Here is a 23,718-nt window from a genome sequence, read left to right as displayed (position 1 = left end):
CCGGAGAAGGACCCTCGACACATGGCAGATTTTGAAAAGATCCTGGTAGCCAACCGGGGCGAGATCGCGATCCGCATCATGCGTGCGGCGAACGAAATGGGGAAGAAGACGGTGGCCGTCTTCGCGGAGGAAGACAAGCTGGGGCTGCACCGCTTCAAGGCGGATGAGGCCTACCGCATCGGCGAAGGGCTTGGTCCCGTTCAGGCCTATCTGTCGATCGAAGAGATCATCCGTGTGGCCAAGGCCTCGGGTGCCGATGCGATCCACCCGGGCTATGGCCTGCTTTCCGAGAACCCTGATTTCGTCGATGCCTGTACCGCCGCAGGCATCACCTTTATCGGGCCCAAGGCGGAAACCATGCGCGCGCTTGGCGACAAAGCCAGCGCCCGGAAGGTCGCCATCGAGGCCGGTGTGCCGGTCATCCCCGCGACCGAAGTGCTGGGCGATGATTTCGAGGCGATCACCAAGGAAGCCGAAGAGATCGGCTATCCCCTGATGCTCAAGGCGTCCTGGGGTGGTGGTGGCCGGGGCATGCGCCCGATCGAATCCGCCGATGAGCTCAAGGACAAGGTGCTGGAAGGCCGGCGCGAAGCCGAGGCCGCCTTTGGCAACGGCGAAGGTTATCTGGAAAAGATGATCACCCGCGCCCGCCACGTCGAGGTGCAGATCCTCGGCGACAAGCAGGGCCACATCTATCACCTCTACGAGCGCGACTGTTCCGTGCAGCGCCGCAATCAGAAAGTCGTGGAGCGCGCCCCTGCGCCCTACCTGTCGGAGGCGCAGCGCGAGGAACTGTGCGAGCTGGGCCGCAAGATCTGCGCCCATGTGAACTATGAATGCGCGGGCACCGTCGAATTCCTGATGGATATGGAAACGGGCAAGTTCTACTTCATCGAGGTCAACCCCCGCGTGCAGGTCGAACATACCGTCACCGAGGAAGTGACCGGCATCGACATCGTGCAGGCCCAGATCCTGATCGCCGAGGGCAAGTCGCTGGCCGAAGCCACCGGCAAGGCCAGCCAGTACGATATCCGCCTGACGGGCCACGCGCTGCAGACCCGGATCACCACCGAGGATCCGTCCAACAGCTTCATCCCCGACTACGGCCGCATCACCGCGTTCCGCTCGGCCACCGGTATGGGCATCCGCCTGGACGGCGGGACGGCCTACGCGGGCGGGGTCATCACCCGGTTCTACGATTCGCTGCTGGTCAAGGTCACGGCCAAGGCGCCGACACCGGAACAGGCAATCCGCAGGATGGACCGCGCCCTGCGCGAGTTCCGCATCCGGGGCGTGACCACGAACATCGAGTTCGTGATCAACCTGCTGAAGCATCCGACCTTCCTGAACAACCAGTACACGACCAAGTTCATCGACACGACGCCGGAGCTGTTCGACTTCAAGAAACGGCGCGACCGGGGCACGAAGGTGCTGACCTATATCGCGGACATCACCGTGAACGGACACCCCGAGGTGCAGGGCCGCGCCAAGCCGCACCCCGACCTGAAACCGGCCCGTGCGCCGCAGGTGCCCTTGGAAACCCCGCCCGCAGGGACGAAGAACCTGCTGGATGAAAAGGGCCCGCAGGCCGTGGCCGACTGGCTGGCCGCGCAGAAACAGGTGCTGATCACCGACACCACCATGCGGGACGGGCACCAGTCCTTGCTGGCGACGCGGATGCGCAGCCTCGACATGATCCAGGTGGCGCCGGCCTATGCGCACAAGCTGCCGCAACTCTTCAGCGTCGAATGCTGGGGCGGCGCGACCTTCGACGTGGCCTACCGCTTCCTGCAGGAATGTCCGTGGCAACGCCTGCGCGACCTGCGCGAGCGGATGCCCAACCTGATGACGCAGATGCTGCTGCGCGGCGCCAACGGGGTGGGCTACACCAACTATCCCGACAACGTGGTGCAGTTCTTCGTCAAACAGGCGGCTGAAACGGGCGTCGATGTCTTCCGTGTCTTCGACAGCCTCAACTGGGTCGAAAACATGCGCGTCGCGATGGACGCGGTGCTGGAAACCGGCAAGATCTGCGAAGGCACGATCTGTTACACGGGCGACATCCTTGATCCCGACCGGGCCAAGTACGACCTGAAATACTATGTCGCGATGGGCAACGACCTGCGCGACGCGGGCGCCCATATCCTTGGCCTCAAGGACATGGCGGGACTGTTGAAACCCAATGCGGCGGCGGCGCTGATCAAGGCGCTGAAGGAAGAGGTCGGCCTGCCGATCCACTTCCACACGCACGACACCTCGGGCGCGGCCATCGCCACCATCATGGAGGCGGCCCGCGCGGGCGTGGACGCGGTTGACGCGGCGATGGATGCGCTCTCGGGCAATACCTCGCAGCCGACGCTTGGCTCCATTGTCGAGGGCCTGCGGTTCACCGAACGGGACACCGGGCTGGACATGGCCGCGATCCGCGAGATCTCGAACTACTGGGAGGCGGTGCGCGGACAATACGCGGCCTTTGAATCGGGTATGCAGTCGCCCGCCTCCGAGGTCTACCTGCACGAGATGCCGGGCGGTCAGTTCACCAACCTCAAGGCACAGGCCCGCAGCCTTGGCCTGGAAGAGCGCTGGCACGAGGTGGCGCAGACCTATGCGGACGTGAACAAGATGTTCGGCGATATCGTCAAGGTCACGCCGTCGTCCAAGGTGGTGGGCGACATGGCCCTGATGATGGTCAGCCAGGGCCTGACCCGGGCGGATGTCGAGGATCCCAAGAAGGACCTCAGCTTCCCCGACTCGGTCATCGACATGATGAAGGGCAACCTGGGCCAACCCCCGGGCGGCTGGCCGAAGAAGATCCAGAAGAAGATCCTCAAGGACGACAAGCCCTTTACAGAGCGTCCCGGCCTGAAGGCTGCGCCGATCAACATCGACGACGCCCGAAAGGAACTGGAAGGCAAGCTCGAAGGGGTTGCCTTCGACGACGAGGACCTGAACGGCTACCTGATGTACCCCAAGGTCTTTACCGACTACGCCGCGCGGCATGAGACCTACGGCCCGGTGCGCACCCTGCCCACGCGGACCTTCTTCTACGGGATGGAGCCCGGCGAGGAGATCACCGCCGAGATCGACCCGGGCAAGACGCTGGAAATCCGCCTGCAGGCGGTGGGCGAAACCCATGACGACGGCGAAGTTCGGGTCTTCTTCGAGTTGAACGGGCAGCCGCGCACCGTCCGCGTGCCCGACCGCAAGGCTCAAGGGTCCAGCGCGGCGCGTCCCAAGGCAGAGCTGGGCAACCCCTGCCACATCGGCGCCCCGATGCCGGGCGTTGTTGCGACGGTCGTCGCCACTGTGGGACAGCAGGTCAAGGAAGGCGACCTGTTGCTGACCATCGAGGCGATGAAGATGGAAACCGGCCTGCACGCCGAACGTGACGGCACCGTCAAGGCGGTCCACGTGACGCCGGGCGGCCAGATCGACGCCAAGGACCTGCTTGTCGAGCTGGAGTGAAGCCGACCCTCATTGAAGATCTGAAAACAGCCCCGCACGGGGCTGTTTTTCTATCTGTCCTCAGGATATCCACAAACTGGCGAATTGAGCCCCCCCTGTGGACAAGCGGAATTCGCAAGACATGCCAAACCGTTGCCGCATGCGGGTCGGCCAGCTATGATCCCCCTGCAGCCATTCCAGAATCGGGAAGGATTCCCGCATGCTCTTTCGCCGAACGACCGCCATGCTCTGCGCCCTGATGGGCTTTGCGCTCGCGGCCCACGGCGCGACTGAGGGCGAGATCCCCTTCGACACCCCTGGCCCGGTCATAGAAATCCCCGACGAGGCCCTGCCTCCGGGAGTGCTGGATGTCCTGAAAGTCCGCAGCAGCGACCCCGCGATGAACCAGGCCTTCGGGTTGGCCCGTGCCTCGCTGCCTGCCGCGCTTTCGGCCACGGAAAAGAAACACGGGTATTTCTCGCCCTCGCTCGCACTTTACGTCGCGGTGCGCGTCGACGATCCGGACAAGCAGATCGAGTTCGTCTGGGTCGACAATATCCGGCGCAAGGGCAAAGGCTTTACCGGGTCGCTGGCCAGCCATCCGCGTTTCATGCCCGGCAAGCGCCTGCGTGCGCCGATCGAGTTCCTGAACCCGCAGATCGCGGATTGGGCCGTGCAGGCCCGGGATGGCCGGTATTATGGCTATTTCACCACCCGCGCGCGGCTGGACAGCATCGCAGAGCCATTGGCCAGTGAGTTGCGCTCCATGCTGGTGGACACGCCCGTTCCGCAACTCTGGCAGTGACCCGTGCCCGGCCCTTGCCGCGATCTCTCCGGCAGCCGCCAGAACCTGATCGTCAGTCACGCTGGTGCGTTGGCGCGATAGGTGGTCGCCCCTGTCTTTGTCACCATGTTCCGAAATTGGTGGCGTGCGCGATTCATTCCGGCCAAGAGCGACACGCGCGGACTCGACAAGTTGCGTCAGTTGCATGACCTTCCCTGTCATTGGGAGGCGCGCAGAGCGGGACCCGATCCAATATGGCGGGTGGGACCGACCTGGACAGGATCCGGATGTGCCTTTGCGCCCTGCCCGCGCCGATGGCGACGGTATGGCAGATGACCGACGTATAGAGCGTTGCCAGCCTGGCAATGCATGCCGAACCGCTCACTGTCGCCTACCTGTAGGCGCATATGGATGCCCCGTCCCTGTTCCGGTGGAGCGGCGACAGCAAGCCAGTCGAAGGCTGCAGAATAGCCGCGCGGCCGGTGCCCGGATCAAAAGCGTCAGGCATGTGCATTTTCCTCTTGCACCCCCGCGCCGTAGAGGCTAATTCCGCGCTCACCATTTGGCACGCGGGCGTAGCTCAGGGGTAGAGCATAACCTTGCCAAGGTTAGGGTCGGGCGTTCGAATCGCCTCGCCCGCTCCAAATGGCCGGATTTCCTCGGGCGGCACCCACCGCCACAAAGCGAGGCTCCGGAATGACAGGATGGTTTTGCGGGCGTAGCTCAGGGGTAGAGCATAACCTTGCCAAGGTTAGGGTCGGGCGTTCGAATCGCCTCGCCCGCTCCATCTGTCACTCTTCTCGGGTTCTGGAATTTCTGAGCCGACTGGCCTAAGGTGCATGTGCCGCCGTCGTTCCCAAGAATTTGCCCGCACTTCTATCATCGCTGTCGATCGCCGCTCCAGTCATCGCCGGGGTAGGACAAATGTGGCTCAAGGCACTCCCGAAGCGCGCCCTCCTCGCCTGCCAAAGGGAAACGCCTCTCCCACGCCCCCCATCATGCCCGCGGAGGTTTACATGACGCGAGACGCTGTCTAGCGTCACGATATCGTTCCAAAGGAATTCGTGATGAAAGCTATTTTTCTGGCCGTCGTTCTGGCTACCGGCGCGCTCTCTGCCAGTGCAGAGCCCATGCGCTTTGAAAGCCGCTGGTCAGGCGGAAACTGCATCGGCTGCGGATGGACTTCGGCAGAAGGAGAAATCACTGACGAGACGCCTGATGCGTTCCGGGCCTACCTTCGGGAAAACGGCGTTGGCTACAGTCTTAGACTCGATTCGCCCGGCGGCAATCTGGGCGCCGCCATCGCGCTGGGACGACTGTTCCGCGAAGAGGGCATCCGCACAACCGTCGGCCGCAGCGGCCCCATGCCAGACATGCCGCAATATGACCAGGGTGTCGAAGGCGGAACATGCGAATCCGCCTGTGTCTTTGCCCTGCTTGGCGGAAGCATCCGCGTGGCAGAGGGCGGCGAATTGGGCGTACACCAATTCCACAGCCCCGATGGCCGCAACATACCAACAGCCGCCACACAGCAGATCATGGGCCAGCTTGTCCTGTACCTGATCGAGATGGGAATCAGCGCGGAATTGTTGACTCTGTCCAGCAGGATTCCGGGCGACAAGATGCATTTTCTCACTCAAGAAGAGATTGTGCGCCTTGGCATTAGCACGGATAGCAGGCGCACCGCTGTCCGGCTCGATACCGGGGAGGGGGGACTTGTGGCCCGCTGGGAGACTATTGGCGCTGACGGCGATCTCAACCGGGCATACAGCCTGCGTTGTTCGCGCGAACACTCGGGCTGGCTGCTTTCGATCCTCGATACCGGGATCGGCCCAAACAACGGCGTACCCGACCGGCAAAGGGGGGCACCGGACATGAAGGTCACTCTTGGTCAGACGGCCATCCCGATGTCCTTTGACCACGTTATCGAACTGGGTCCACGTGGTGACGACTATTTTCTCACAGTCCGCCTGCCTGCCGATCTGCACCGCCACGTCGGCAAGGACCTTCGGTTTCAGACCAACCGGATGACGAATTTCTTTTCTGTTCTGTCGGCGCAAGGGACCGTCCCGGACAAGACAACGCTGGACGTTCTCACCCGTGCCTGCGGCGCCTGACGCACGCGCCTTCGCGGCCAGGACTATCAGCGGTTCACGAGGGGCGCGACGCAACTTGACGCAGGGGCGACTTTGACCCGGCCAAACTGGGTACCGATCGCCGACATGCGGATTCCCATGTGGCAGGCGCATCATCTCGCCAGCGGTGTCAAGGATGACATACACTGGATCACCCTGGGCCTGCCGGTCAACCCAAAGGCCCATGCGGGCATGCGCTTTTTCTTTGAAAGCAATGACCTGCCGCGCGAGCGGGGCGTTCTGTCCGGCGGCGGACGGTTTCCCGACGCGACGACGCTCGACGCGATGGTGCGCGCCTGCGGAGACTGAGCGCCCTCCCCCTTTGACGCCGCCGCAGCCATGCCTATAAGGGGCCGACTTCAGGGGACAAGATGATGCGCACCGCCAAGATCACCCGCCAGACCGCAGAGACCGAGATCAGCGTCGAGATCAATCTCGACGGGACCGGCAGCTATGACAACCAGACCGGCGTCGGTTTCTTCGACCACATGCTGGACCAGCTTTCGCGCCACGCGCTGATCGACATGACAGTGCGGGCCAAGGGCGACCTGCACGTTGACGATCACCACACGGTCGAGGACGTGGGCATCGCCCTGGGCCAGGCGCTCACCCAGGCGATGGGCGACAAGAAGGGCATCGTACGCTATGGTTCCTGCCTGCTGCCGATGGACGATGCGCTGGTCCGTGCCGCGCTGGACCTGTCCGCGCGCCCCTTCCTGGTCTGGAACCTGGACCTGCCCAGCCAGAAGATCGGCACGTTCGACACGGAACTGGTGCGCGAGTTCTTCCAGGCGCTCAGCACGCATGGCGGCATCACCCTGCATGTCGACTGCCTGCACGGCGTCAACAGCCACCACATCACCGAGGCCGCCTTCAAGGCGGTAGCGCGCGCCCTGCGCGACGCGCTGGAAACCGATCCGCGCAAGGCGGATGCGGTGCCCTCGACCAAGGGCGCGCTCTAGCCTGCCCCCGAAACGATCCGCTGACCAAGGAGGCCGCGATGCTGACGGCAATCATCGACTACGAAAGCGGTAACCTGCATTCCGCCGAAAAGGCGTTTCAGAAGATGGCGCTGGAAACCGGGGCGGGCGAGGTCCGCGTCACCGACGACCCCGACGTGGTGGCCCGGGCGGATCGCATCGTGCTGCCCGGCGACGGCGCCTTTCCGGCCTGCGCCTCGGCGCTGCGCAACTCCGGCTGTTTCGAGGCGATGATCGAAGCGGTGGAAACCCGCGGGCGGCCCTTCCTGGGCATCTGCGTGGGCATGCAGCTGATGGCACGCGTCGGCCATGAATACGCCGAGACGCCAGGCCTTGGCTGGATCGACGGCGAGGTCGAGGTGATCGCGCCCGCCGACAAGACGCTGAAGGTCCCGCACATGGGCTGGAACGACCTGGTGGTCGACAATCCGCACCCGGTACTGGACGGGATCGCAACCGGTGAACACGCCTATTTCGTGCATTCCTACCAGATGCGGCTGTCCGACCCGGCACAGCGGGTCGCCCATGTCGACTATGGTGGCGATGTCACCGCCATCGTGGCGCGCGGCACCATGATCGGCCTGCAGTTCCACCCGGAGAAAAGCGCCGGGGCCGGGCTGCGCATGATTGCCAATTTCCTGACCTGGCACCCCTGAACGCGCCGCTTCGGCCGTCCCAAGTCAGGACAGTCGAAGCGACCACTTTGATTGAATAGCCTTGGAGGCACGGCACAGACGCGGGGATAGAGCCCCCGCCCCGGGATCAGTTCGCGCGGACCCACGTCTGGCCGTCGCAGATCAACCCCTTGCACCCCGTCACGTGCAGCTTGTTGCCGGACAGTTCTGCCTTGGCCTTGGCCTCGACGTTCAGCAGCGGCACATGGACCGTCCCGCCACGATAGTTGCCCGACCCGGCGGGCTTGAGATCCCAGAAAAGCTGTTTGCCGACGTTGGCGGTCTGCACCTCGCGCCCCTGCGGATCAAAGGCCTTGAGCACCGTACCGCAGAGCGCGGCGCCGCAGGTGTCGATGCGGATCAGGCTTGTCAGGTTCTTGCGGTCGGGTTCGGTGCGCCAGAGACCGACGGCCGGATCGGCAAGAGCGGGGGCCGCCAGGCTACCGAGCACAAGCGGCAGAAGCAGGCGAAAGCGGGGCATGAGATGCGTCCTTTGTTGCAGAAGTTCAAGAACTTGAACCTACCACGCATATGGTCGGGCCGCCGCCCTTTTCCAGTCCCCGCAAGCCCGTCCGCAAAATATTGCCGGTTCTCTCTCTTGCGCGCGGCCTACTGCACCCGGCGCCAGGTCTGTGCCGAACAGATCAATCCGCCCGCCACGCAGCCGCGCAGTTTCAGGCTGCTGCCGTTCAGTGTCATCTTGCCCAGGTAGATCTTGTCGTTCGACGGGCGCCAGACCTTGCCCTCGTACTTGCCCCCGCCCTGCGGGACCATGTCGATCACCAGCGTCTTGCCCTTGGTCGGAGAGGTGTATTCGCCGCCCGCGTTGAAGGTCCGCGCGATCTTGCCGCAGATCTTGCCACCGCAGGGCCCCATCACGATATGAGCATAGGATCCATCGTCCGGCTGGGTCTTCCAGACGCCTTCGATCGGATCCGCCGCCGCCGCGCCAGCCAAAATTCCGCACAACGCCGCAATCTTGAGTAGTTTCATGCCTGTCTCCTCCCGTTCAGGTCATCCTGACTGTGTCTGCGGCGCCAGACCCCGATCAAGCATGACGCAAGGTCGCGTTGCATCTATCGTGGCGTCATACTAAGGCGCGGCAAAACTCTGAAAGGGCAGCCCGAAATGATCCTTTATCCCGCGATCGACCTGAAGGACGGCAAGGCCGTGCGCCTGCTGCGCGGCGACATGGACAAGGCGACCGTCTTCAACGACGATCCCGCCGCCCAGGCGCTGGAATTCGTGGCGCAGGGCTGCGAGTGGCTGCACCTTGTCGATCTGAACGGCGCCTTTGCCGGCGAACCGGTAAACGCGGCCGCCGTCGAGGCGATCCTCAAACAGACCAAGACGCCGACCCAACTGGGCGGCGGTATCCGCGACATGGCCACCATCGAGATGTGGCTGGGCAAGGGCCTGTCGCGGGTCATCCTTGGCACCGTGGCCGTCGAGCGTCCCGATCTGGTGCGCGAAGCCGCCCGCGCCTTCCCCGGGCAGGTGGCCGTCGGCATCGACGCCAAGGACGGCCGCGTGGCCACTAAGGGCTGGGCAGAGGTCACGCAGGTGGATGCCGTGGACCTTGCGCGCAGCTACGAGGACGCGGGCGTGGCGGCGATCATCTACACCGATATCAACCGCGACGGCGCCATGCAGGGCCCGAATGTCGAGGCGACGGCGGCCCTGGCCAACGCGGTGACGATCCCGGTGATCGCCTCGGGCGGCGTGTCCTCGATCAAGGATCTCAAGGCGCTGCGCGACTGCGGCGCCCCCCTGAACGGGGCGATCTCGGGCCGCGCGCTCTATGACGGGGCCATCGACCTCAAGGCCGCGCTCGAGGCGCTCAAGGGCTGAGCCGCATCACAGGACCAGGTCCGGACTTCCTGACTGCGCCGCCTGCGGGCGGCTTGATACACCTCTATCCAAGACAAGTTCCCAAAAGGACCGTTTCATGTTCATGGCCGCGATCTGGATCGTCAACGTGATCTTCTCCGTGCTGGAAAACCCGGAGAAAGGTGGGCCTTTCCGTCCGAACGACCTGTTGTGGAACGCGCGCCTGCCGCTGGGCTATTACCTTTTCCCCGCCACGGCGCTGGGGCGCGTTGCACGTTCCCGGCCCATTGGGTCCCGGCTCAGGGTCTCCCGGCCGGCGCCGACGCTTTCTTGAGCCGCACAGGCGTGCCCGCCAGAGCGGCGGCCCGCCATGACCTCTCCCCCCTTCCCTCGCCGGTCAATTCGCGCTAACGCAACGCCATGCTCAAGACCCGCATCATCCCCTGCCTCGATGTCGCCGACGGCCGTGTCGTCAAGGGCGTCAATTTCGTCGACCTGCGCGATGCGGGCGATCCCGTGGACGCCGCCCGCGCCTATGACGCCGCCGGCGCGGACGAGATCTGTTTCCTCGACATCCACGCCACTCATGAGAACCGCGGCACCATGTTCGACGTGGTCACACGCACAGCGGAGCAGTGTTTCATCCCGCTGACCGTGGGCGGCGGCGTGCGTACGGTTCAGGATGTCCGCGCCCTTCTGCTCGCGGGCGCCGACAAGGTGTCCTTCAACTCCGCCGCCGTCGCCAATCCGGACGTGGTGGCCGAGGCCGCCGACCAGTTCGGCAGCCAGTGCATCGTTTGCGCCATCGACGCCAAGACGGTGGAACCGGGCCGCTGGGAAATCTTCACCCACGGCGGGCGCAAGCCAACGGGGATCGACGCGGTTGAATTCGCCCGCACCATCGCCGCCAAGGGCGCGGGGGAAATCCTGCTGACCTCGATGGACCGCGACGGCACAAAGGCCGGGTTCAACCTGCCCCTGACCCGGGCCATCGCCGATGCGGTGGATATTCCCGTCATTGCCTCGGGCGGCGTGGGTACGCTGGATCACCTTGTCGAAGGCGTAACCGAAGGCCATGCCAGCGCCGTTCTTGCCGCCTCGATCTTTCACTTCGGCACCTTCACCGTGGCCGAGGCCAAGGCGCACATGGCAGCCGCCGGCATCCCGGTCCGGCTGTAGACGTGTTCAGGGACGGCTCTGACGTCACCCTCTACGAGGGCGAGATCGAAGAGACCGCCTGCCCCGCGTCTGCCGATGCACCGGAGACTGGACCGAAGGCGCCGGACCTGACGAACGCCGGGGCCCGCGGATCGGCATTTCGCGTGACGAACCCAGCCTGCTGGACTGGTCCAAGCATGACATGGCCGCGGTCGCCCGCTCTTGATCCCGCTCAACCGCGCACAGGTGCTGGGCGTGCCGATGGAGGCACAACTCCGGTCCCTGCTCGGCACTTTTCCGACCGCGGACAGCCGTCTCTGACATACGCCTGAAAAGGAACCGACATGACCCTGGACGACCTCGAACAGATCATCGCCACCCGCGCCGCCGCCTCTCCGGATGACAGCTGGACCGCCAAGCTCTTGGCCAAGGGTCCGGAAAAGGTGGCCGAGAAATTCGGCGAAGAGGCGATCGAAGCGATCATCGAAGCGGTCAAGGACGACCGCGCGCGGCTGGTCTCGGAGTCCGCCGACGTGCTCTTTCACCTGCTGGTCATGCTGAAATCGCGCGACGTGGCGCTGAGCGAGGTCATGGCAGAACTGGCCCGGCGCCAAGGGCAATCCGGCATAGCCGAAAAGGCGGCGCGCTGAGGTACCGCCCTGCGGGACAGGCTGCATTCACCGCCAATTCGCGTGAGAGCCTGCGGCGCCGGAACGCCGCCCACCGCTGACGCAACCCAGAACCGCCATGCCGCGTTGGCCTGCCGGATACCCTCGAAAGGACCCCGGATGCAGGTTTTCACATGCCCCGCCTGCCAGACCCCGCTCTGGTTCGACAATGACCGTTGCACCTGCGGCCAGGAGGTCGGGTTCGACCCACAGGCACAGGTCATGGTGGCCACAACTGCCCGCTGTGCCAATCACGCGGCCATCGGCTGCAACTGGTCGCCCGAACCGGGGGCGGACGAGCTGTGCCGGTCCTGCGCGATGACGGAAACCGTGCCGGACCTGCGCGAGGCGGACAACCTGCCCCTCTGGGCGCGGACGGAGGCGGCCAAGCGCTGGATGCTGGCGAACCTTGCGCGCTGGGGCTGGTTCACCGAGAGCGATCCGGGTCCGCGCCCGGTGTTCCGCCTTTTGTCGGAAGAGACTGCGCAGGGTGAACAGCCGGTCACGATGGGCCACGCCATGGGCGTCATCACCATCAACGTGAGCGAGGCCGACGAGGCCACCCGGGCCCAACGCCAGGACGACCTCGGCGAACTGTACCGCACCATGCTGGGCCACATGCGCCATGAATGCGCGCATTTCCTGTTCGAACGCCTGACCGAGCGGGCCGCGTTCCTGCCCGACTTCCGGACCCAATTCGGCGATGAGCGTGCCGACTACGCCGAAGCGCTGGACCGCCACTATGCGGCGCCACGCGATCCGGGCGAAACCCACATCACCCCCTACGCCACGGCCCACCCGCATGAGGACTGGGCCGAAACCGTCGCCCACCTGCTGCATCTCGTGGATATTGCAGACAGCGCCGCCGCCGCAGGGCTTGCCCTGCCCGCAGGTCCGCAGACCGGCTATGACGCCTATGCCGACCCGCAGTCCGACCGCGTGCTGGATCACGCGGTGCGCCTGTCGCTGGCCGTCACCCATGTGAACCGTGCACTGGAGCTGCCCGATCTCTATCCGTTCGTGCTGACCCCGCAGGTGCGCGAGAAACTGGGCTTTGTGCACGGCCAGCTCCGCGCCGCCTTCAGGACATAGCGCAGGCAGTCAAGACGTCCGGTCACAGCTTGGACGAGATGATCCCGGTGTTGAACCCGCCCATGCGCAGTTCGCCGAACAGGCGCTGGTACTCGATCTTGGGGCAGCGATCCATCACCACGTCGACGCCGCGCGCCTCGGCCATCCGGGCTGCCTCTTCGTTGACGACGCCGATCTGCATCCAGACCGTGCGCAGTTTCGGAAAGACCTCCAGCGCCTCTTCGACGATGGGCGGCACATGTTCCGGGCGTCGAAAGATGTCCACCATGTCCACGGTATCGGGGCATTCGGACAGCGAGGCGCGCACCTCTTGCCCGAACAGGCGCTTGCCGGCATGTCCCGGATTGACCGGGATCACCTTGAAACCCTTCAACGAAAGATATCGCGCGACATAATAGCTGGGCCGTACCGGGTTCATGGACACTCCCACGACTGCGACGACCTTGGTCCGCGTCAGGATCTCTTTCAGCTTGTCATCCGAATAGCTCATGTCCCCTCAAATATACCGGCATTTCGAAAAGAAAAAGCGCCCGGGCAAAAACCCGGGCGCCAGTTACGGAACGAGGGACAGTGAAGGTCTCGCGGGGGTTCCGTCCCCGCGATCCTGACCAAGAGATAGGCAGTAAAGCCACAGTTCCAAGGCCTGTAAAGAAACTGTGAACATTTTTCTTGACTATCCGATCACCCCGCGACCTGCGCGCCGTCGGGTTCCATCAAGCCCACAAGTGTGGGGTGCAGGCTTTCCGAGGGGTCCCGCCCGACCCGGCGCGTCTTGCGCAGGATGAACAGCTTGCTGACGCCCACCCAGGTTCCGACCGAAGGCGCGTTGACGTCGCAGGGAAAGCGCGTCCTCCACCCTTCCGGCAGGGCCACGCCACGCGCCTCCAGCCGGTCCAGCATCCAGACCAGCGGGATGTTGGACAGGGGCCGCGCCGCATCGAAGCCGCCCAGTTGCCCGCCGATATCGCCATGCGTGCCACGGAACCAGACCTGTTCGACCTTGCCCGCCCAGCCCGGCGGGCACTCCCAGAGCACCGGCGCATAGGCGGCGCGCGTCTCGTCATGGGCCAATGCTTGATAACCATGCCGGATCGCGGGACCCAGGGAATGATTGTGGAACTCGTGCTCGGCTTCGGTCAAGCGCCAGAGCAGCGGCAGACGCAGGCCCAGTGCCTTGACCGTATCCCAGACACCGATCATCTCGACCGGCGACTCGGCATGGCAGGTCTGCTTGGCAAAGGCCCGGGCAGAGGATCCGTCTGGAGCGTATTGGTACAGGCGATAGATCTGGCGGATATTGCGCTCCGTCGCACATTCGGCGCGGAGCAAACCGACCATGTCGATGATGCCGGCCAGCGACCGCACCGCGTAGGCGCCGCGCGAATAGCCCATCAGGAAAATCCTGTCGCCCGCGCGATAGCGCGAGGCGAGATAACCATAGGCACGGCGGATCTGCCGGTTGATGCCCCGCCCCAGCGCCACGTCGGTGGTGGCGCCCCAGTCCGTCCACTGCACCCCGGCCTCGTAGTAGAGCGACGAATGCCCGGCCTCTTTCAGCAGCAAATAGGTCAGCCCGGCGTTGGTTTCCTCGCCGGGCGTGAGCGAAGACATGGTGCCATCCAGAATGAGGACATGATCGACCGGCCCGCGCCGCCGCGCATAAGCGGAATGGTCCGCCGAAGACTTGCGGCGGAGCCAGCCGAAAACAATGTCACTCAGCTGCGATCGCATCACCTTCCAACATGGCCCAGACTCGCGCCGGCGTGAAGGGCATGTCCACCTGTTTGATCCCACGCGCCCAGAGCGCATCCTGAACCGCGTTCGACACGGCGGCCATGGAGCCAACCGTTCCTGCCTCACCACAGCCTTTCATCCCCATCGGGTTGGCGGTGGAGGGGACCGGCTCCGTCTCGAAACCGATCATGGGCATATTGTCGGCCCGCGGCATCGCGTAGTCCATGAAAGAGGCCGTGAGCAGCTGCCCATCCTCATCATAGACCACATGTTCGGTCAGCGCCTGACCCAGGCCCTGCGCCACGCCACCATGCACCTGCCCCTCGGCCAGCATCGGATTGATCAGGTTGCCGAAATCGTCGACCACGCTGTAGCGGTCACAGATCGTCTCACCGGTCTCCAGGTCGATCTCGACCTCGGCCACATGGCAGCCATTGGGGTAGGAGCGCCCCGGCAGCGTCGAGGTCGCCTGCCAGACCAGCAGATCCTCGCGCCCGGCCTCGCGCGCCATCTGCGCAGCTTCCAGCATGGTGGGGGTCAGGTTCGATCCGTCCGCGCGAAAGGTCTCATCGTCGAAGGTGATCGCCGAAGCGTCCACGCCCATTTCGCCGGCAAGGAAATCGGAGAAACCTGCAACCATGTCGCTGACCGCCTGCAGGGTCACGTTGGTCTGAACGGTGACGGAACGAGACCCGCCAGTGCCGCCGCCCGAGCCGATCAGGTCACTGTCGCCCTGCACCACCTCGATCTTCTCGGCGGGGATGCCTGTCTGGTCGGCCAGGAACTGGCGGAACACGGTTTCATGCCCCTGCCCGTTCGACTGGGTGCCGACATAGATCTTCGCGCCGCCGTCTTCGGTGAACTCCACCTTCACGTCCTCGTTCGGGGCGCCCAGGATAGACTCGATGTAGTAACAAATTCCCAGGCCGCGCAGCTTGCCGGCCTTTTCCGAGGCCGCCCGCCGGGCCGCGAATCCCGCCATGTCCGCCGTCGTTTCGGCATGGCCCATGACGCGCACGAAATCGCCCACGTCGTAGTTTTCGCCGGTCACCGTCTTGTAGGGAAACTGGTCGGGCTTGATGAAGTTGATCCGGCGCAGTTCCAGCGGATCGACACCCAGTTCGCGCGCCGCGCGGTCCATCACCCGTTCCAGAACATAAATCGCCTCGGGGCGGCCCGCGCCACGGTAGGCATCCACCTGCACGGTGTTGGTATAGAACCCTTCCGAACGATAGTAGGCATTCTGGATGTCATAAGTGCCGGTCAGCACGCGGGCAAAGAGGTTCGACTGGATGAACTGCCCGAAATGCGAGTTGTAGGCCCCCAGGTTTGACCGCGTGTGCAGCCGGTAACCGGTGATACGGTTGTCCGCGTCAAAGGCCAGCTCTGCCGTCGTCACAAGGTCGCGCCCGCCGTTGTCGGAGAGCATCGCCTCTGTCCGGTCGGACATCCAGCGCACCGGGCGGCCGGTTTCGCGCGCCGCGAAGGGCAACACGAAATATTCCGGATAGGGAAAACCCTTCATGCCAAAACCGCCGCCGACGTCGGGGTTGGTCGTGTGGATCTGCTCGGGCTCCATGTGATAGGCGCGCGCCAGCTCGGCCTTCATGCCCCAGACGCCCTGGCCGCCAAAGCCCAGATGGATGCGCCCGTCGGTCCATTCGGCAAAAGCCCCGCGCGGCTCCATCGAGTTCACGATGATCCGGTTGTCGCCGATCTCCAGCTTGACGGTCTTGGCCGCCGTCTCGAAGGCCGCATTCGTGGCCTCTTCGTCGCCGATACCGAAATCATAGGCCCGGTTGTCGGGTGCCTCCGGGTGGATCGCCGTGTCGCCCGGCGCCAGATCCATGATGACCGGCAGGTCGTCATAGTCCAGCTCGATCAGTTCGGCGGCGTCGCGCGCCTGCTGCAATGTCTCGGCCACGACCATGGCCACCGGCTCGCCGACATAGCGCAGACGCCCCTCGGCCAGCACCGGACGCTTGGGCGCCGCGCCCTTGCTGCCATCGCGGTTGGGAGCCAGCGCGCCCGACATTCCGGTGTCGATGCCGGCCCCCAGCAGGTCCTCCGATGTCACGACCAGATGCACGCCCTCGGCCTCGCGTGCGGCACTCACATCCAGCATGGTGATCTCGGCATGCGCCACGGGAGAGCGGAAGACAAAGGCTCGCAATGCGCCCTCGGGGGCGACATCATCCACATACCGCCCGTGCCCGGTCAGGAAGCGCACATCCTCGACCCGTTTCACCGGCTGGCTCTTGCCGAACTTGTCCATGAGTGTCTCCCTCGCAATTGTCCTGTCGCGGCGGAGATTAGTCGTCATGGCGCGGGTGTCCAGAGGGCGCACCACGGCCCACACCCGGTTTTCCGCGAAGGGCCGATTATCGTGCCAATGTCACGATGCGCCGGGCGCCGTAGCCGTTGAATCGGGTGGCCAGTGCCGTGGAATAGGCCCCGCAGGCATGAAACAGCAGGTAATCCCCCTCGATCAGGTCCTCTGGCAGGTCGACCCGGTCGGATAGCCGGTCGAGACTGTCGCAGGTCGGCCCGAACACCTCTGTCGCGCAGAGGGCGCCAGCCTTGGGTGTCCCATCCGCGGCCAGCGCGCTGATCCGCGTCGCGGGACCAAGATCGCGCCACTCGCTGAGGCCGCCATAGATGCCGTCGTTCAGAAAGACCGCGTTCCCGTCCCGCGCCTTGACCTGCAAGGCCAGTTCAAAGGCTTCGGCCACCATCGCCCGGCCCGGCTCGCAGACCAGCGCCGGGCGGTCCGACCCGAAGGCCGCCCCGACGGCCTCGTCGATGGCACCGAAGAGCGCGGGCAGGTCGGGGGCCGGGTCTTCGCGGTGCGCCGGGAACCCGCCGCCGACATTCAGCCGGTGCAGGCGGATGCCATTGGACCGCGCGATCTCGGCCGCGGCCTGGATGTAGGACACCCAGGCCCCCGCCGCGCGGCATTGCGTGCCCGGATGGAACGTGAGCGAGGGGCGTCCGCCGCGCGAGACAACCGCACGCAGGAGTTCCCCGCAAGCCTCGGGGCCGGCACCGAATTTCGATCCGAAGTCATAGACCGCCCCGGCCACCGGCAGCTTCAGCCGGACCGCCACCTCGGCGCCCTCCAACGGCCCCAGCTTGTCCAGTTCCGCCATGCGGTCGACCGACCACGAGGTGATGCCATAGCGCCGCGCCGCCGCCACCTCGGACCGGCCCCGGACCGGGTTGTGGTAGTGCAGGCGTGCCCGCGGTGCGATCTCTCGCACCAGTGCCATCTCCTCGGGAGAGGCCACGTCAAAGGCCTCCATCCCCGCCTCTGCCAGCGTCTCGATCACGCCCCGGTCGGGATTGGCCTTGACCGCATAGGTCACTTCACCGGGAAAGCGGTCGAGAAACAACCGCGCCACGTCGCGCAGCCGCTTGGGATCGTGAAAGAAAACCGGGTCTTCGGGACGCTCGCGCGCCAGCCAGAGCGCGGGATCGCGCTGAAATGCCTCGTGCAGCACCATTGCTCGTGCCTCCTGTTCGCCTGTGAGACCAGTGTGGCGCTTGCAAGGGACGGATTCAGCTGCAACTCTGTTCGGAATGTACGGCATTTTCGGGCAAAGTGACGATATGGACCAACAGATCGACGAAACGGATCGCGCCCTGGTAGCGGCTCTCGCCGAGAATGCCCGGACCCCGGTGACCGATCTGGCGCGTCGGCTGGGGCTGGCGCGCACCACCGTGCAGGCCCGGCTGGACCGGCTCGAGGCACGCGGCGCGATTGCCGGCTACACGCTCAAGCGTGGTCCGGGCCTGCGCCCTGCCCTGCGCGCCACGGTGCTGATCTCGGTCGAACCGCGCGCCACACCGGCGGTCCTGTCCCGACTGAAAAGCCTTTCGGCGGTGGAAACGGTGCACACCACGTCGGGAAGGTTCGACCTGATTGCGCAGCTCAGCGCGGAAACGACAGAGGCTCTGGACCGCACGCTGGACACCATTGGCGAAGCAAAAGGCGTCAAGGCCTCGGAAAGCCTGATCCACCTCAGCACGAAGATCGACAGGGGCACATGACCCCGGCCCGCCTTATTCGGCGGGTGTCTCCTCGTCCTGTTCCACCGCATAGCGGGAGAATAACCCGACCTGCCCCATGAAGAAGGCGAAGGTTGCCGCGAGTTGCCCCACCGTGTCCCAGACCACGAAGACCTGTTCCGACAAAAGCTGCCAGATGACGACGTTCAGCACGGCCATGCCCACGAAAAAGAGGGTTGCGCGTTTCGTCAGCAGCATCCAGCCCTCGTCCTGCAAAGGGGTCAGTTCCTCCATGACGTAGCGAAGGTAGGATTGCCCGAACAGGAGTCCGACGCCAAGGATCGCCCCGAAGGCCCCGTAGATCAGCGTCGGCTTCAACTTGACGAAACGGTCATCGTTGAACCAGACGGTCAGCGCGCCCATGACGATCAGGACAACGGCGGTAAAGACCTGCATCCGGCTGATCCTGCCCGTCAGCCACCAGACCACGCCCATCGACACCAGGAAGACCGGGACAAAGACGGCGGTCACCGCGATGAATGCGCCGTACTCCTGCCCCCCGACGGTAAAGACGTCGTCCTTGAACCAGAAATAGGCCACAAGGAAGCCGATCACCGGCCCGAGTTCCAGGATCGACTTCAGCGTCGGGTTCACTTTGCGCGCATCGGCGGGCGAGTCGGACATGCATCACTCCTTTGCAGGGCACATAGGCCTTTCAGCCGCCAAGCTCAACGATCACCGCCCCCGCCGCGATCAGGACCATGAGTGCGATGCGGCGCGGTCCCACCGTCTCGCGCAGGACCAGCCAGCCGATGAAGGCGGCAAAGACGGTCGAGGTTTCGCGCAGCACCGCCGCCTCTCCCACCTTGTCCAGGCGCGTGGCCATCATGACCGACCCGAAAGAGCCATAGGCCACCAGTGCCCCCGCCAGCCCGCGCAGCATGAGAGGCCGCAGGGGAAAACCTGACACCCGGTGCCGCATGGGGGTGAGGCACAGCAGGATCGGGAAATCCAGTGACGACAGGAAAAAGAACCAGGCGAGGAAGGTAAAGGGATCGGCGGTGGCGCGGATGCCGTAGGCATCATAGGTGGTGTAGAGCGCAACGAACAAACCCGTTGCCAGGGCATAGGCCAAGGCCGGGCCCAGCGTCTCGCGCGCGGTTTCGAGAAAGATGAAGTTGTAGACCGCGAGGCCGAAGATCCCGGCCAGCAGAACGCCGAGGCCCAGCCACTGAACGCCGGTAAAGCTCTCGCCAAAGATCAGCCAGGCACCGATCACCGTGAAAAGCGGGCCCGTGCCGCGCACGACCGGGTAGACAACCGTGTAGGCGCCGCGGGTAAAGGCCATCGCCTGCAACAGCTTGTAGGCAAGATGGATCACCATGACCCCGGCAAAGAGCGGCCACATGTGCGGCTCGGGCCAGGGCACGAGGAACAGCATCGGAAAGCTGAGCACCACCAGCCATCCGTCGATCGCCGCACGAGACACCCAGGGGTCGTGCCGCCCTTTCTGCAGGGCGCCGAAGACCGCGTGCAAAAGGGCTGCGGTCAGCGCCAGCATCAGCGCCGCCCGGTGGCCGGCCTCCGTGCCCTCCAGCGAGATCAGCCAATCGCTCACCCACGGCCCTCCGCGCGGACACCATCGCCCCTGTTGTGCGTTGGTGTTACGTTGAACCTAAAGAGGACCGCATGTTCGAAAGCCTGACATCCGAATTCTACGGCGACTTTGCCGTTGTTCCCGCCTGGTCCGCCTTTGTGCGGCTCTGCGGCGCCCTGGTGCTTGGCGCCGCCATTGGATTTGAGCGGGAATGGCGCCACAAACCGGCCGGCCTGCGCACGCATATCCTGGTGGCCGTGGCCGCCTGCCTCTTTGTCCTGATCGGGCGCGAGCTGAGCGCGCTGGACTTTGGTGGCGCCGGTGAACAACGTAACGACCCCCTGCGCATGATCGAGGCGGTGACGGCAGGCGTTGCCTTTCTGGCGGCGGGCGTGATCTTTCGCTCGGCGGAAAAGGTTCACAACATCACCACCGGGGCGTCGCTGTGGCTGGCGGGCGCCGTGGGCCTGGGCTGCGGTGCGGGGCGACTGATCCTTGCGGCGATGGCCACGGCGATGGTGGTCATTGTGCTTGCGCTTCTGAAATGGATCGAGGACATCGCCCACGGCCGCTAGGCCGCTCATTCCGTGTCGAGGCCGGTCAGCGCTGCGGCGAATTCCTCGGGGTCGAAGGGGGCAAGATCGTCGATCTGCTCGCCCACGCCGATGGCATGGATCGGCAGGCCGAACTTGTCCGCCAGCGCAACCAGAACGCCGCCCTTGGCGGTGCCGTCCAGCTTGGTCATGACGAGGCCGGACACATCGGCCAGCTTGCGGAAGGTCTCGACCTGGCTGAGCGCGTTCTGGCCCGTCGTCGCATCCAGCACCAGCAACGTGTTGTGCGGCGCATCCGGGTCCTTCTTGCGGATCACCCGGACGATCTTGGCCAGTTCCTCCATCAGGTCCTGGCGATTTTGCAGCCGACCAGCGGTGTCGATCATCAAGAGGTCCGCGCCTTCGGCCTGGGCCTTGGTCATGGCATCGAATGCCAGGCTGGCCGGATCGCTGCCCTCGGGCGCGGTCAACACGGGCACGTTGGCGCGTTCACCCCAGACCTGCAATTGCTCGACGGCGGCGGCCCGAAAGGTATCGCCCGCCGCGATCACCACCTGCTTGCCCGCGGCTTTGAATTGGCTGGCCAGCTTTCCGATGGTCGTGGTCTTGCCCGATCCGTTGACGCCGACGACCAGCACCACCTGCGGCTTTTTCGGATAGAGCGGCAGCGGGCGCGCCACCGGCTCCATCACGCGGGCGATCTCCGACGCCAGTGCCTGCTTGATCTCCAGCGAGGACAAGCGTTTGCCGAACCGACCCTCGGCAATGTTCGAGGTCACGCGCAGCGCCGTGTCCACGCCCATGTCCGAGGCGATCAGCAGCTCTTCGAGCTGCTCCAGCATCTCGTCGTCCAGCACCCGGCGCGCAACCGCGCCCTCGCCCTGCGATCGCCCCATGATCCGCCCCAGCAAACCGCCGGAGGGCTTTGCCTCGGCCGGGGCTTCGGGTTCGGGGACTGGCACCGGATCGATCGGCGCGGGTTTCGGCGCCGGGGCCTGGGGTTCTGGCTCTGTCGTTTCTGCCTTTGGCGCAGGCGCCTCGGCGACGTCTTCCTCATCGCCGTCCTGGACAATCGCGTCCAACCCCTCGTCCAGCTTGGAGGAGGACTTGAACAACTTGTTCTTGAGCTTGCCGAAAAAGGACATGGGCCGCGCCTGATGCTTGAGTTGTCTTCACCTAATACGCCTGCGCGCGCAATGAAAGGTCGCATTCACAGCGACCTGAGCCCCCGTGTCGACCAGGGACCGCTGGCTTCTTGCCCCAAGCCGATCGAAAAACCGTCCACAGGCAGCTGTGGACGGTTTTTGCTAGCAGGATCCCGATGTACCGGACTTCAGACCTCGTCCGGGAAATGCTTGATCGTCAGGCGGATCGGGTTCGGCGCCGCCTGTCCCAGACCGCAGATCGAGGCATCGCCCATCGCCTGGCACAATTCCTCGAGCAGGTCCGTGTTCCAGCTTTCCGCGCTCATCAGTTTGACCGCCTTCTCGCAGCCGACCCGGCAAGGCGTGCACTGGCCACAGCTTTCATCCTCGAAGAACCGCAACATGTTCAACGCAGCATCGCGGGCGCTGTCCTGATCCGACAGCACGACAACGGCAGCGGACCCGATGAAGGAGTCATGCGGCTGCAACGTGTCAAAGTCCAGCGGCACATCGCTCATCGAGGCCGGCAACAGTCCAGAGGACGGCCCACCGGGTTGATAGGCCTTCAAGACATGCCCCTCGGCCATGCCGCCCGCGGCTTCGATCACGTCAAGGATGGTCGACCCGGCAGGCAGAAGGTAGACGCCCGGTTTCGACACCCGGCCAGAGACCGAGTAAGAGCGCAGCCCCCTGCGACCGTTCTTTTCGATTCCGGAAAGGATTTCAGGGCCTTCCCGGCAGATCTTCGCGACCCAGTAGAGCGTCTCGACGTTGTGCACCAGCGTGGGACGGTCAAAGATCCCGACCTGCGCGACATAGGGCGGACGGTGACGCGGCAGCCCGCGTTTGCCTTCGATGGACTCGATCATCGCACTTTCTTCGCCACAGATATAGGCGCCCGCGCCACGGCGCAGGTCGATATAGCCGGGTTCGACGATGCCCTCCGCTTCCAGAGCGGCGATCTCGCGGCGCAGGATTTCCAGCACGGCGGGGTATTCGTCGCGCATGTAGACAAAGCAGCGATCCGCCTCCACGGCCCAGGCTGCGATCAGCATTCCCTCAAGGAAAACATGAGGTTCCCGTTCGAGGTAAAAGCGATCTTTGAAGGTACCCGGTTCACCCTCGTCCCCGTTGACGGCAAGGTAACGCGGGCCGGGATTTCCCCGAACGAAGCCCCACTTGCGACCGGACGGGAACCCCGCACCGCCAAGGCCCCGCAGGCCGGAAGAGAGGACCGTTTCCTGCACCTCCTCCCAGTTTCCGCCCTGGCGCAAATCCTTCAGACGGGCATAGCCGCCACCTGAGGTATAGGCTGCAAGACCTTGATATTCTGGAACATGCGCATGGGTATCGCCCGCCTCGATCGCGACATTGACCTTGTCCAGGTCGGCGTGATCGATGTGGTTGTGCCCCAGTTCCAGCACCGGCGCCGTGTCGCAGCGCCCCATGCAGGGCGCGCGCAACACGCGGACCTTTGCGGGGTCCATCCCCTCTTCCAGCGCGGCGCGCAGTTGATCGGCCCCCGCCAGCTCGCAGGACAGCGAATCGCAGACCCGGATGGTCAACGCGGGCGGCGGCGTGTCGCCCTCCTTCACGATGTCGAAATGGGCATAGAAACTGGCCACTTCGTAGACCTCGGCCATGCTGAGCCGCATTTCCTCGGCCAGGGCGCGCAGATGAGCAGCCGAAAGATGGCCGAAGTCATCCTGGATCAGGTGGAGGAACTCGATCAGCAGGTCACGGTAGCGCGGGCGATCGCCCAGAAGCGCCTTCACCTCGGCCAGGGCCGTGTCGTCGACCTGGCGGCCCTTCGGCGTGTGGCGCCCCTTGCCCTTGCCCGATTTCCAGACGCCCTTGCGTTCGTCGAGTGCCATGCGTGCCTCCATTCGTTCCGGCAGACCCTAACGCCGAACGC

Annotated in this window: 23 protein-coding genes and 2 tRNA genes; 15 read left to right on the top strand and 10 right to left on the bottom strand. The window is 64.7% G+C overall.

Annotation, left to right across the window (positions count from 1 at the left end):
• Nucleotides 1-21 precede the first annotated feature (21 nt).
• The 8 genes from pyc to hisH all read left to right on the top strand — a co-directional run bounded on the left by pyc (nt 22) and on the right by hisH (nt 7,999).
• On the top strand, nt 22-3,465 hold the full coding sequence (gene pyc, locus RBB42_RS18845; protein ID WP_305971211.1) for a pyruvate carboxylase: 3,444 nt from the start codon (nt 22-24) through the stop codon (nt 3,463-3,465).
• Nucleotides 3,466-3,664: 199 nt separating this feature from the next.
• Nucleotides 3,665-4,249: a DUF2314 domain-containing protein gene (locus RBB42_RS18840; protein WP_305971210.1), complete on the top strand. Its 585-nt coding sequence runs from the start codon at nt 3,665-3,667 to the stop codon at nt 4,247-4,249.
• Between the two features lie 548 nt (nt 4,250-4,797).
• Nucleotides 4,798-4,872 (top strand) — tRNA-Gly (locus RBB42_RS18835).
• Between the two features lie 68 nt (nt 4,873-4,940).
• Nucleotides 4,941-5,015: transfer RNA gene (locus RBB42_RS18830), tRNA-Gly, on the top strand.
• 280 nt (nt 5,016-5,295) lie between these two features.
• Nucleotides 5,296-6,345: a COG3904 family protein gene (locus RBB42_RS18825; RefSeq protein WP_305971209.1), complete on the top strand. Its 1,050-nt coding sequence runs from the start codon at nt 5,296-5,298 to the stop codon at nt 6,343-6,345.
• Between the two features lie 105 nt (nt 6,346-6,450).
• Entirely contained in the window at nt 6,451-6,672 is a 222-nt protein-coding gene (locus RBB42_RS18820) for a hypothetical protein (RefSeq protein ID WP_305971208.1), read from the top strand.
• Nucleotides 6,673-6,737: 65 nt separating this feature from the next.
• A complete protein-coding gene (gene hisB, locus RBB42_RS18815) occupies nt 6,738-7,325 on the top strand; it encodes an imidazoleglycerol-phosphate dehydratase HisB (RefSeq protein ID WP_305971219.1) in 588 nt (195 codons plus the stop codon).
• 38 nt (nt 7,326-7,363) lie between these two features.
• Nucleotides 7,364-7,999 carry an imidazole glycerol phosphate synthase subunit HisH gene (gene hisH / locus RBB42_RS18810; RefSeq protein WP_305971207.1) on the top strand — a complete coding sequence of 212 codons (636 nt, stop codon included), beginning with the start codon at nt 7,364-7,366 and terminating at the stop codon, nt 7,997-7,999.
• Between the two features lie 106 nt (nt 8,000-8,105).
• On the opposite strand, the gene RBB42_RS18805 is transcribed toward hisH, so the two are convergent.
• Together RBB42_RS18805 and RBB42_RS18800 are read right to left on the bottom strand one after the other, a co-directional pair.
• A complete protein-coding gene (locus tag RBB42_RS18805) occupies nt 8,106-8,498 on the bottom strand; it encodes a DUF2147 domain-containing protein (protein ID WP_305971206.1) in 393 nt (130 codons plus the stop codon).
• A gap of 128 nt (nt 8,499-8,626) precedes the next feature.
• Nucleotides 8,627-9,010 (bottom strand): DUF2147 domain-containing protein, encoded by a 384-nt coding sequence (locus RBB42_RS18800; protein ID WP_305971205.1) that lies wholly within the window; start codon nt 9,008-9,010, stop codon nt 8,627-8,629.
• A gap of 135 nt (nt 9,011-9,145) precedes the next feature.
• Here RBB42_RS18800 and hisA point away from each other — a divergent pair, with 135 nt between their 5' ends.
• The 5 genes from hisA (at nt 9,146) to RBB42_RS18775 (ending at nt 12,765) form a co-directional block, all read left to right on the top strand.
• Nucleotides 9,146-9,868 carry a 1-(5-phosphoribosyl)-5-[(5-phosphoribosylamino)methylideneamino]imidazole-4-carboxamide isomerase gene (gene hisA / locus RBB42_RS18795; protein WP_305971204.1) on the top strand — a complete coding sequence of 241 codons (723 nt, stop codon included), beginning with the start codon at nt 9,146-9,148 and terminating at the stop codon, nt 9,866-9,868.
• A gap of 97 nt (nt 9,869-9,965) precedes the next feature.
• Nucleotides 9,966-10,181, top strand: coding sequence for a hypothetical protein (locus tag RBB42_RS18790; protein WP_305971203.1), 216 nt, complete (start codon nt 9,966-9,968; stop codon nt 10,179-10,181).
• An 86-nt stretch (nt 10,182-10,267) separates the two neighbouring features.
• Entirely contained in the window at nt 10,268-11,026 is a 759-nt protein-coding gene (gene hisF, locus RBB42_RS18785) for an imidazole glycerol phosphate synthase subunit HisF (RefSeq protein WP_305971202.1), read from the top strand.
• Nucleotides 11,027-11,349: 323 nt separating this feature from the next.
• Entirely contained in the window at nt 11,350-11,655 is a 306-nt protein-coding gene (locus tag RBB42_RS18780; protein ID WP_305971201.1) for a phosphoribosyl-ATP diphosphatase, read from the top strand.
• A 138-nt stretch (nt 11,656-11,793) separates the two neighbouring features.
• A complete protein-coding gene (locus tag RBB42_RS18775; protein WP_305971200.1) occupies nt 11,794-12,765 on the top strand; it encodes a zinc-binding metallopeptidase family protein in 972 nt (323 codons plus the stop codon).
• Between the two features lie 22 nt (nt 12,766-12,787).
• Here the strand turns inward: RBB42_RS18775 and RBB42_RS18770 are convergent, their stop codons facing one another.
• The 4 genes from RBB42_RS18770 to RBB42_RS18755 form a co-directional block, all read right to left on the bottom strand.
• Nucleotides 12,788-13,255 carry a CoA-binding protein gene (locus RBB42_RS18770; protein ID WP_305971199.1) on the bottom strand — a complete coding sequence of 156 codons (468 nt, stop codon included), beginning with the start codon at nt 13,253-13,255 and terminating at the stop codon, nt 12,788-12,790.
• Between the two features lie 191 nt (nt 13,256-13,446).
• The gene (locus RBB42_RS18765; protein WP_305971198.1) at nt 13,447-14,499 is read right to left on the bottom strand and encodes a T6SS phospholipase effector Tle1-like catalytic domain-containing protein; all 1,053 of its coding nucleotides are present in this window, start codon (nt 14,497-14,499) and stop codon (nt 13,447-13,449) included.
• Nucleotides 14,477-16,774 (bottom strand): xanthine dehydrogenase family protein molybdopterin-binding subunit, encoded by a 2,298-nt coding sequence (locus tag RBB42_RS18760; RefSeq protein ID WP_305971197.1) that lies wholly within the window; start codon nt 16,772-16,774, stop codon nt 14,477-14,479. Before RBB42_RS18760 ends, RBB42_RS18765 begins: the two co-directional genes overlap by 23 nt.
• A 106-nt stretch (nt 16,775-16,880) precedes the next feature.
• Complete coding sequence (locus tag RBB42_RS18755; protein WP_305971196.1) at nt 16,881-18,002, bottom strand: type III PLP-dependent enzyme; 1,122 nt, start codon at nt 18,000-18,002, stop codon at nt 16,881-16,883.
• Between the two features lie 76 nt (nt 18,003-18,078).
• Here RBB42_RS18755 and RBB42_RS18750 point away from each other — a divergent pair, with 76 nt between their 5' ends.
• Nucleotides 18,079-18,549: an Lrp/AsnC family transcriptional regulator gene (locus tag RBB42_RS18750; RefSeq protein ID WP_305971195.1), complete on the top strand. Its 471-nt coding sequence runs from the start codon at nt 18,079-18,081 to the stop codon at nt 18,547-18,549.
• 12 nt (nt 18,550-18,561) lie between these two features.
• On the opposite strand, the gene RBB42_RS18745 is transcribed toward RBB42_RS18750, so the two are convergent.
• Entirely contained in the window at nt 18,562-19,191 is a 630-nt protein-coding gene (locus RBB42_RS18745) for an inner membrane-spanning protein YciB (protein WP_306043750.1), read from the bottom strand.
• A gap of 31 nt (nt 19,192-19,222) precedes the next feature.
• On the bottom strand, nt 19,223-20,125 hold the full coding sequence (locus RBB42_RS18740) for an EamA family transporter (protein ID WP_305971193.1): 903 nt from the start codon (nt 20,123-20,125) through the stop codon (nt 19,223-19,225).
• 71 nt (nt 20,126-20,196) lie between these two features.
• Here RBB42_RS18740 and RBB42_RS18735 point away from each other — a divergent pair, with 71 nt between their 5' ends.
• Complete coding sequence (locus tag RBB42_RS18735; protein ID WP_305971192.1) at nt 20,197-20,679, top strand: MgtC/SapB family protein; 483 nt, start codon at nt 20,197-20,199, stop codon at nt 20,677-20,679.
• Between the two features lie 5 nt (nt 20,680-20,684).
• On the opposite strand, the gene ftsY is transcribed toward RBB42_RS18735, so the two are convergent.
• On the bottom strand, nt 20,685-21,803 hold the full coding sequence (gene ftsY, locus RBB42_RS18730; RefSeq protein WP_305971191.1) for a signal recognition particle-docking protein FtsY: 1,119 nt from the start codon (nt 21,801-21,803) through the stop codon (nt 20,685-20,687).
• A gap of 188 nt (nt 21,804-21,991) precedes the next feature.
• The gene (locus tag RBB42_RS18725; RefSeq protein ID WP_305971190.1) at nt 21,992-23,677 is read right to left on the bottom strand and encodes an NAD(P)H-dependent oxidoreductase subunit E; all 1,686 of its coding nucleotides are present in this window, start codon (nt 23,675-23,677) and stop codon (nt 21,992-21,994) included.
• Nucleotides 23,678-23,718: the final 41 nt, after the last annotated feature.

The sequence above is a fragment of the Mameliella sp. MMSF_3455 genome, assembly GCF_030733205.1.
Classification (GTDB): Bacteria; Pseudomonadota; Alphaproteobacteria; order Rhodobacterales; family Rhodobacteraceae; genus Antarctobacter.
This window is presented reverse-complemented; position numbering and strand designations above follow the sequence as displayed.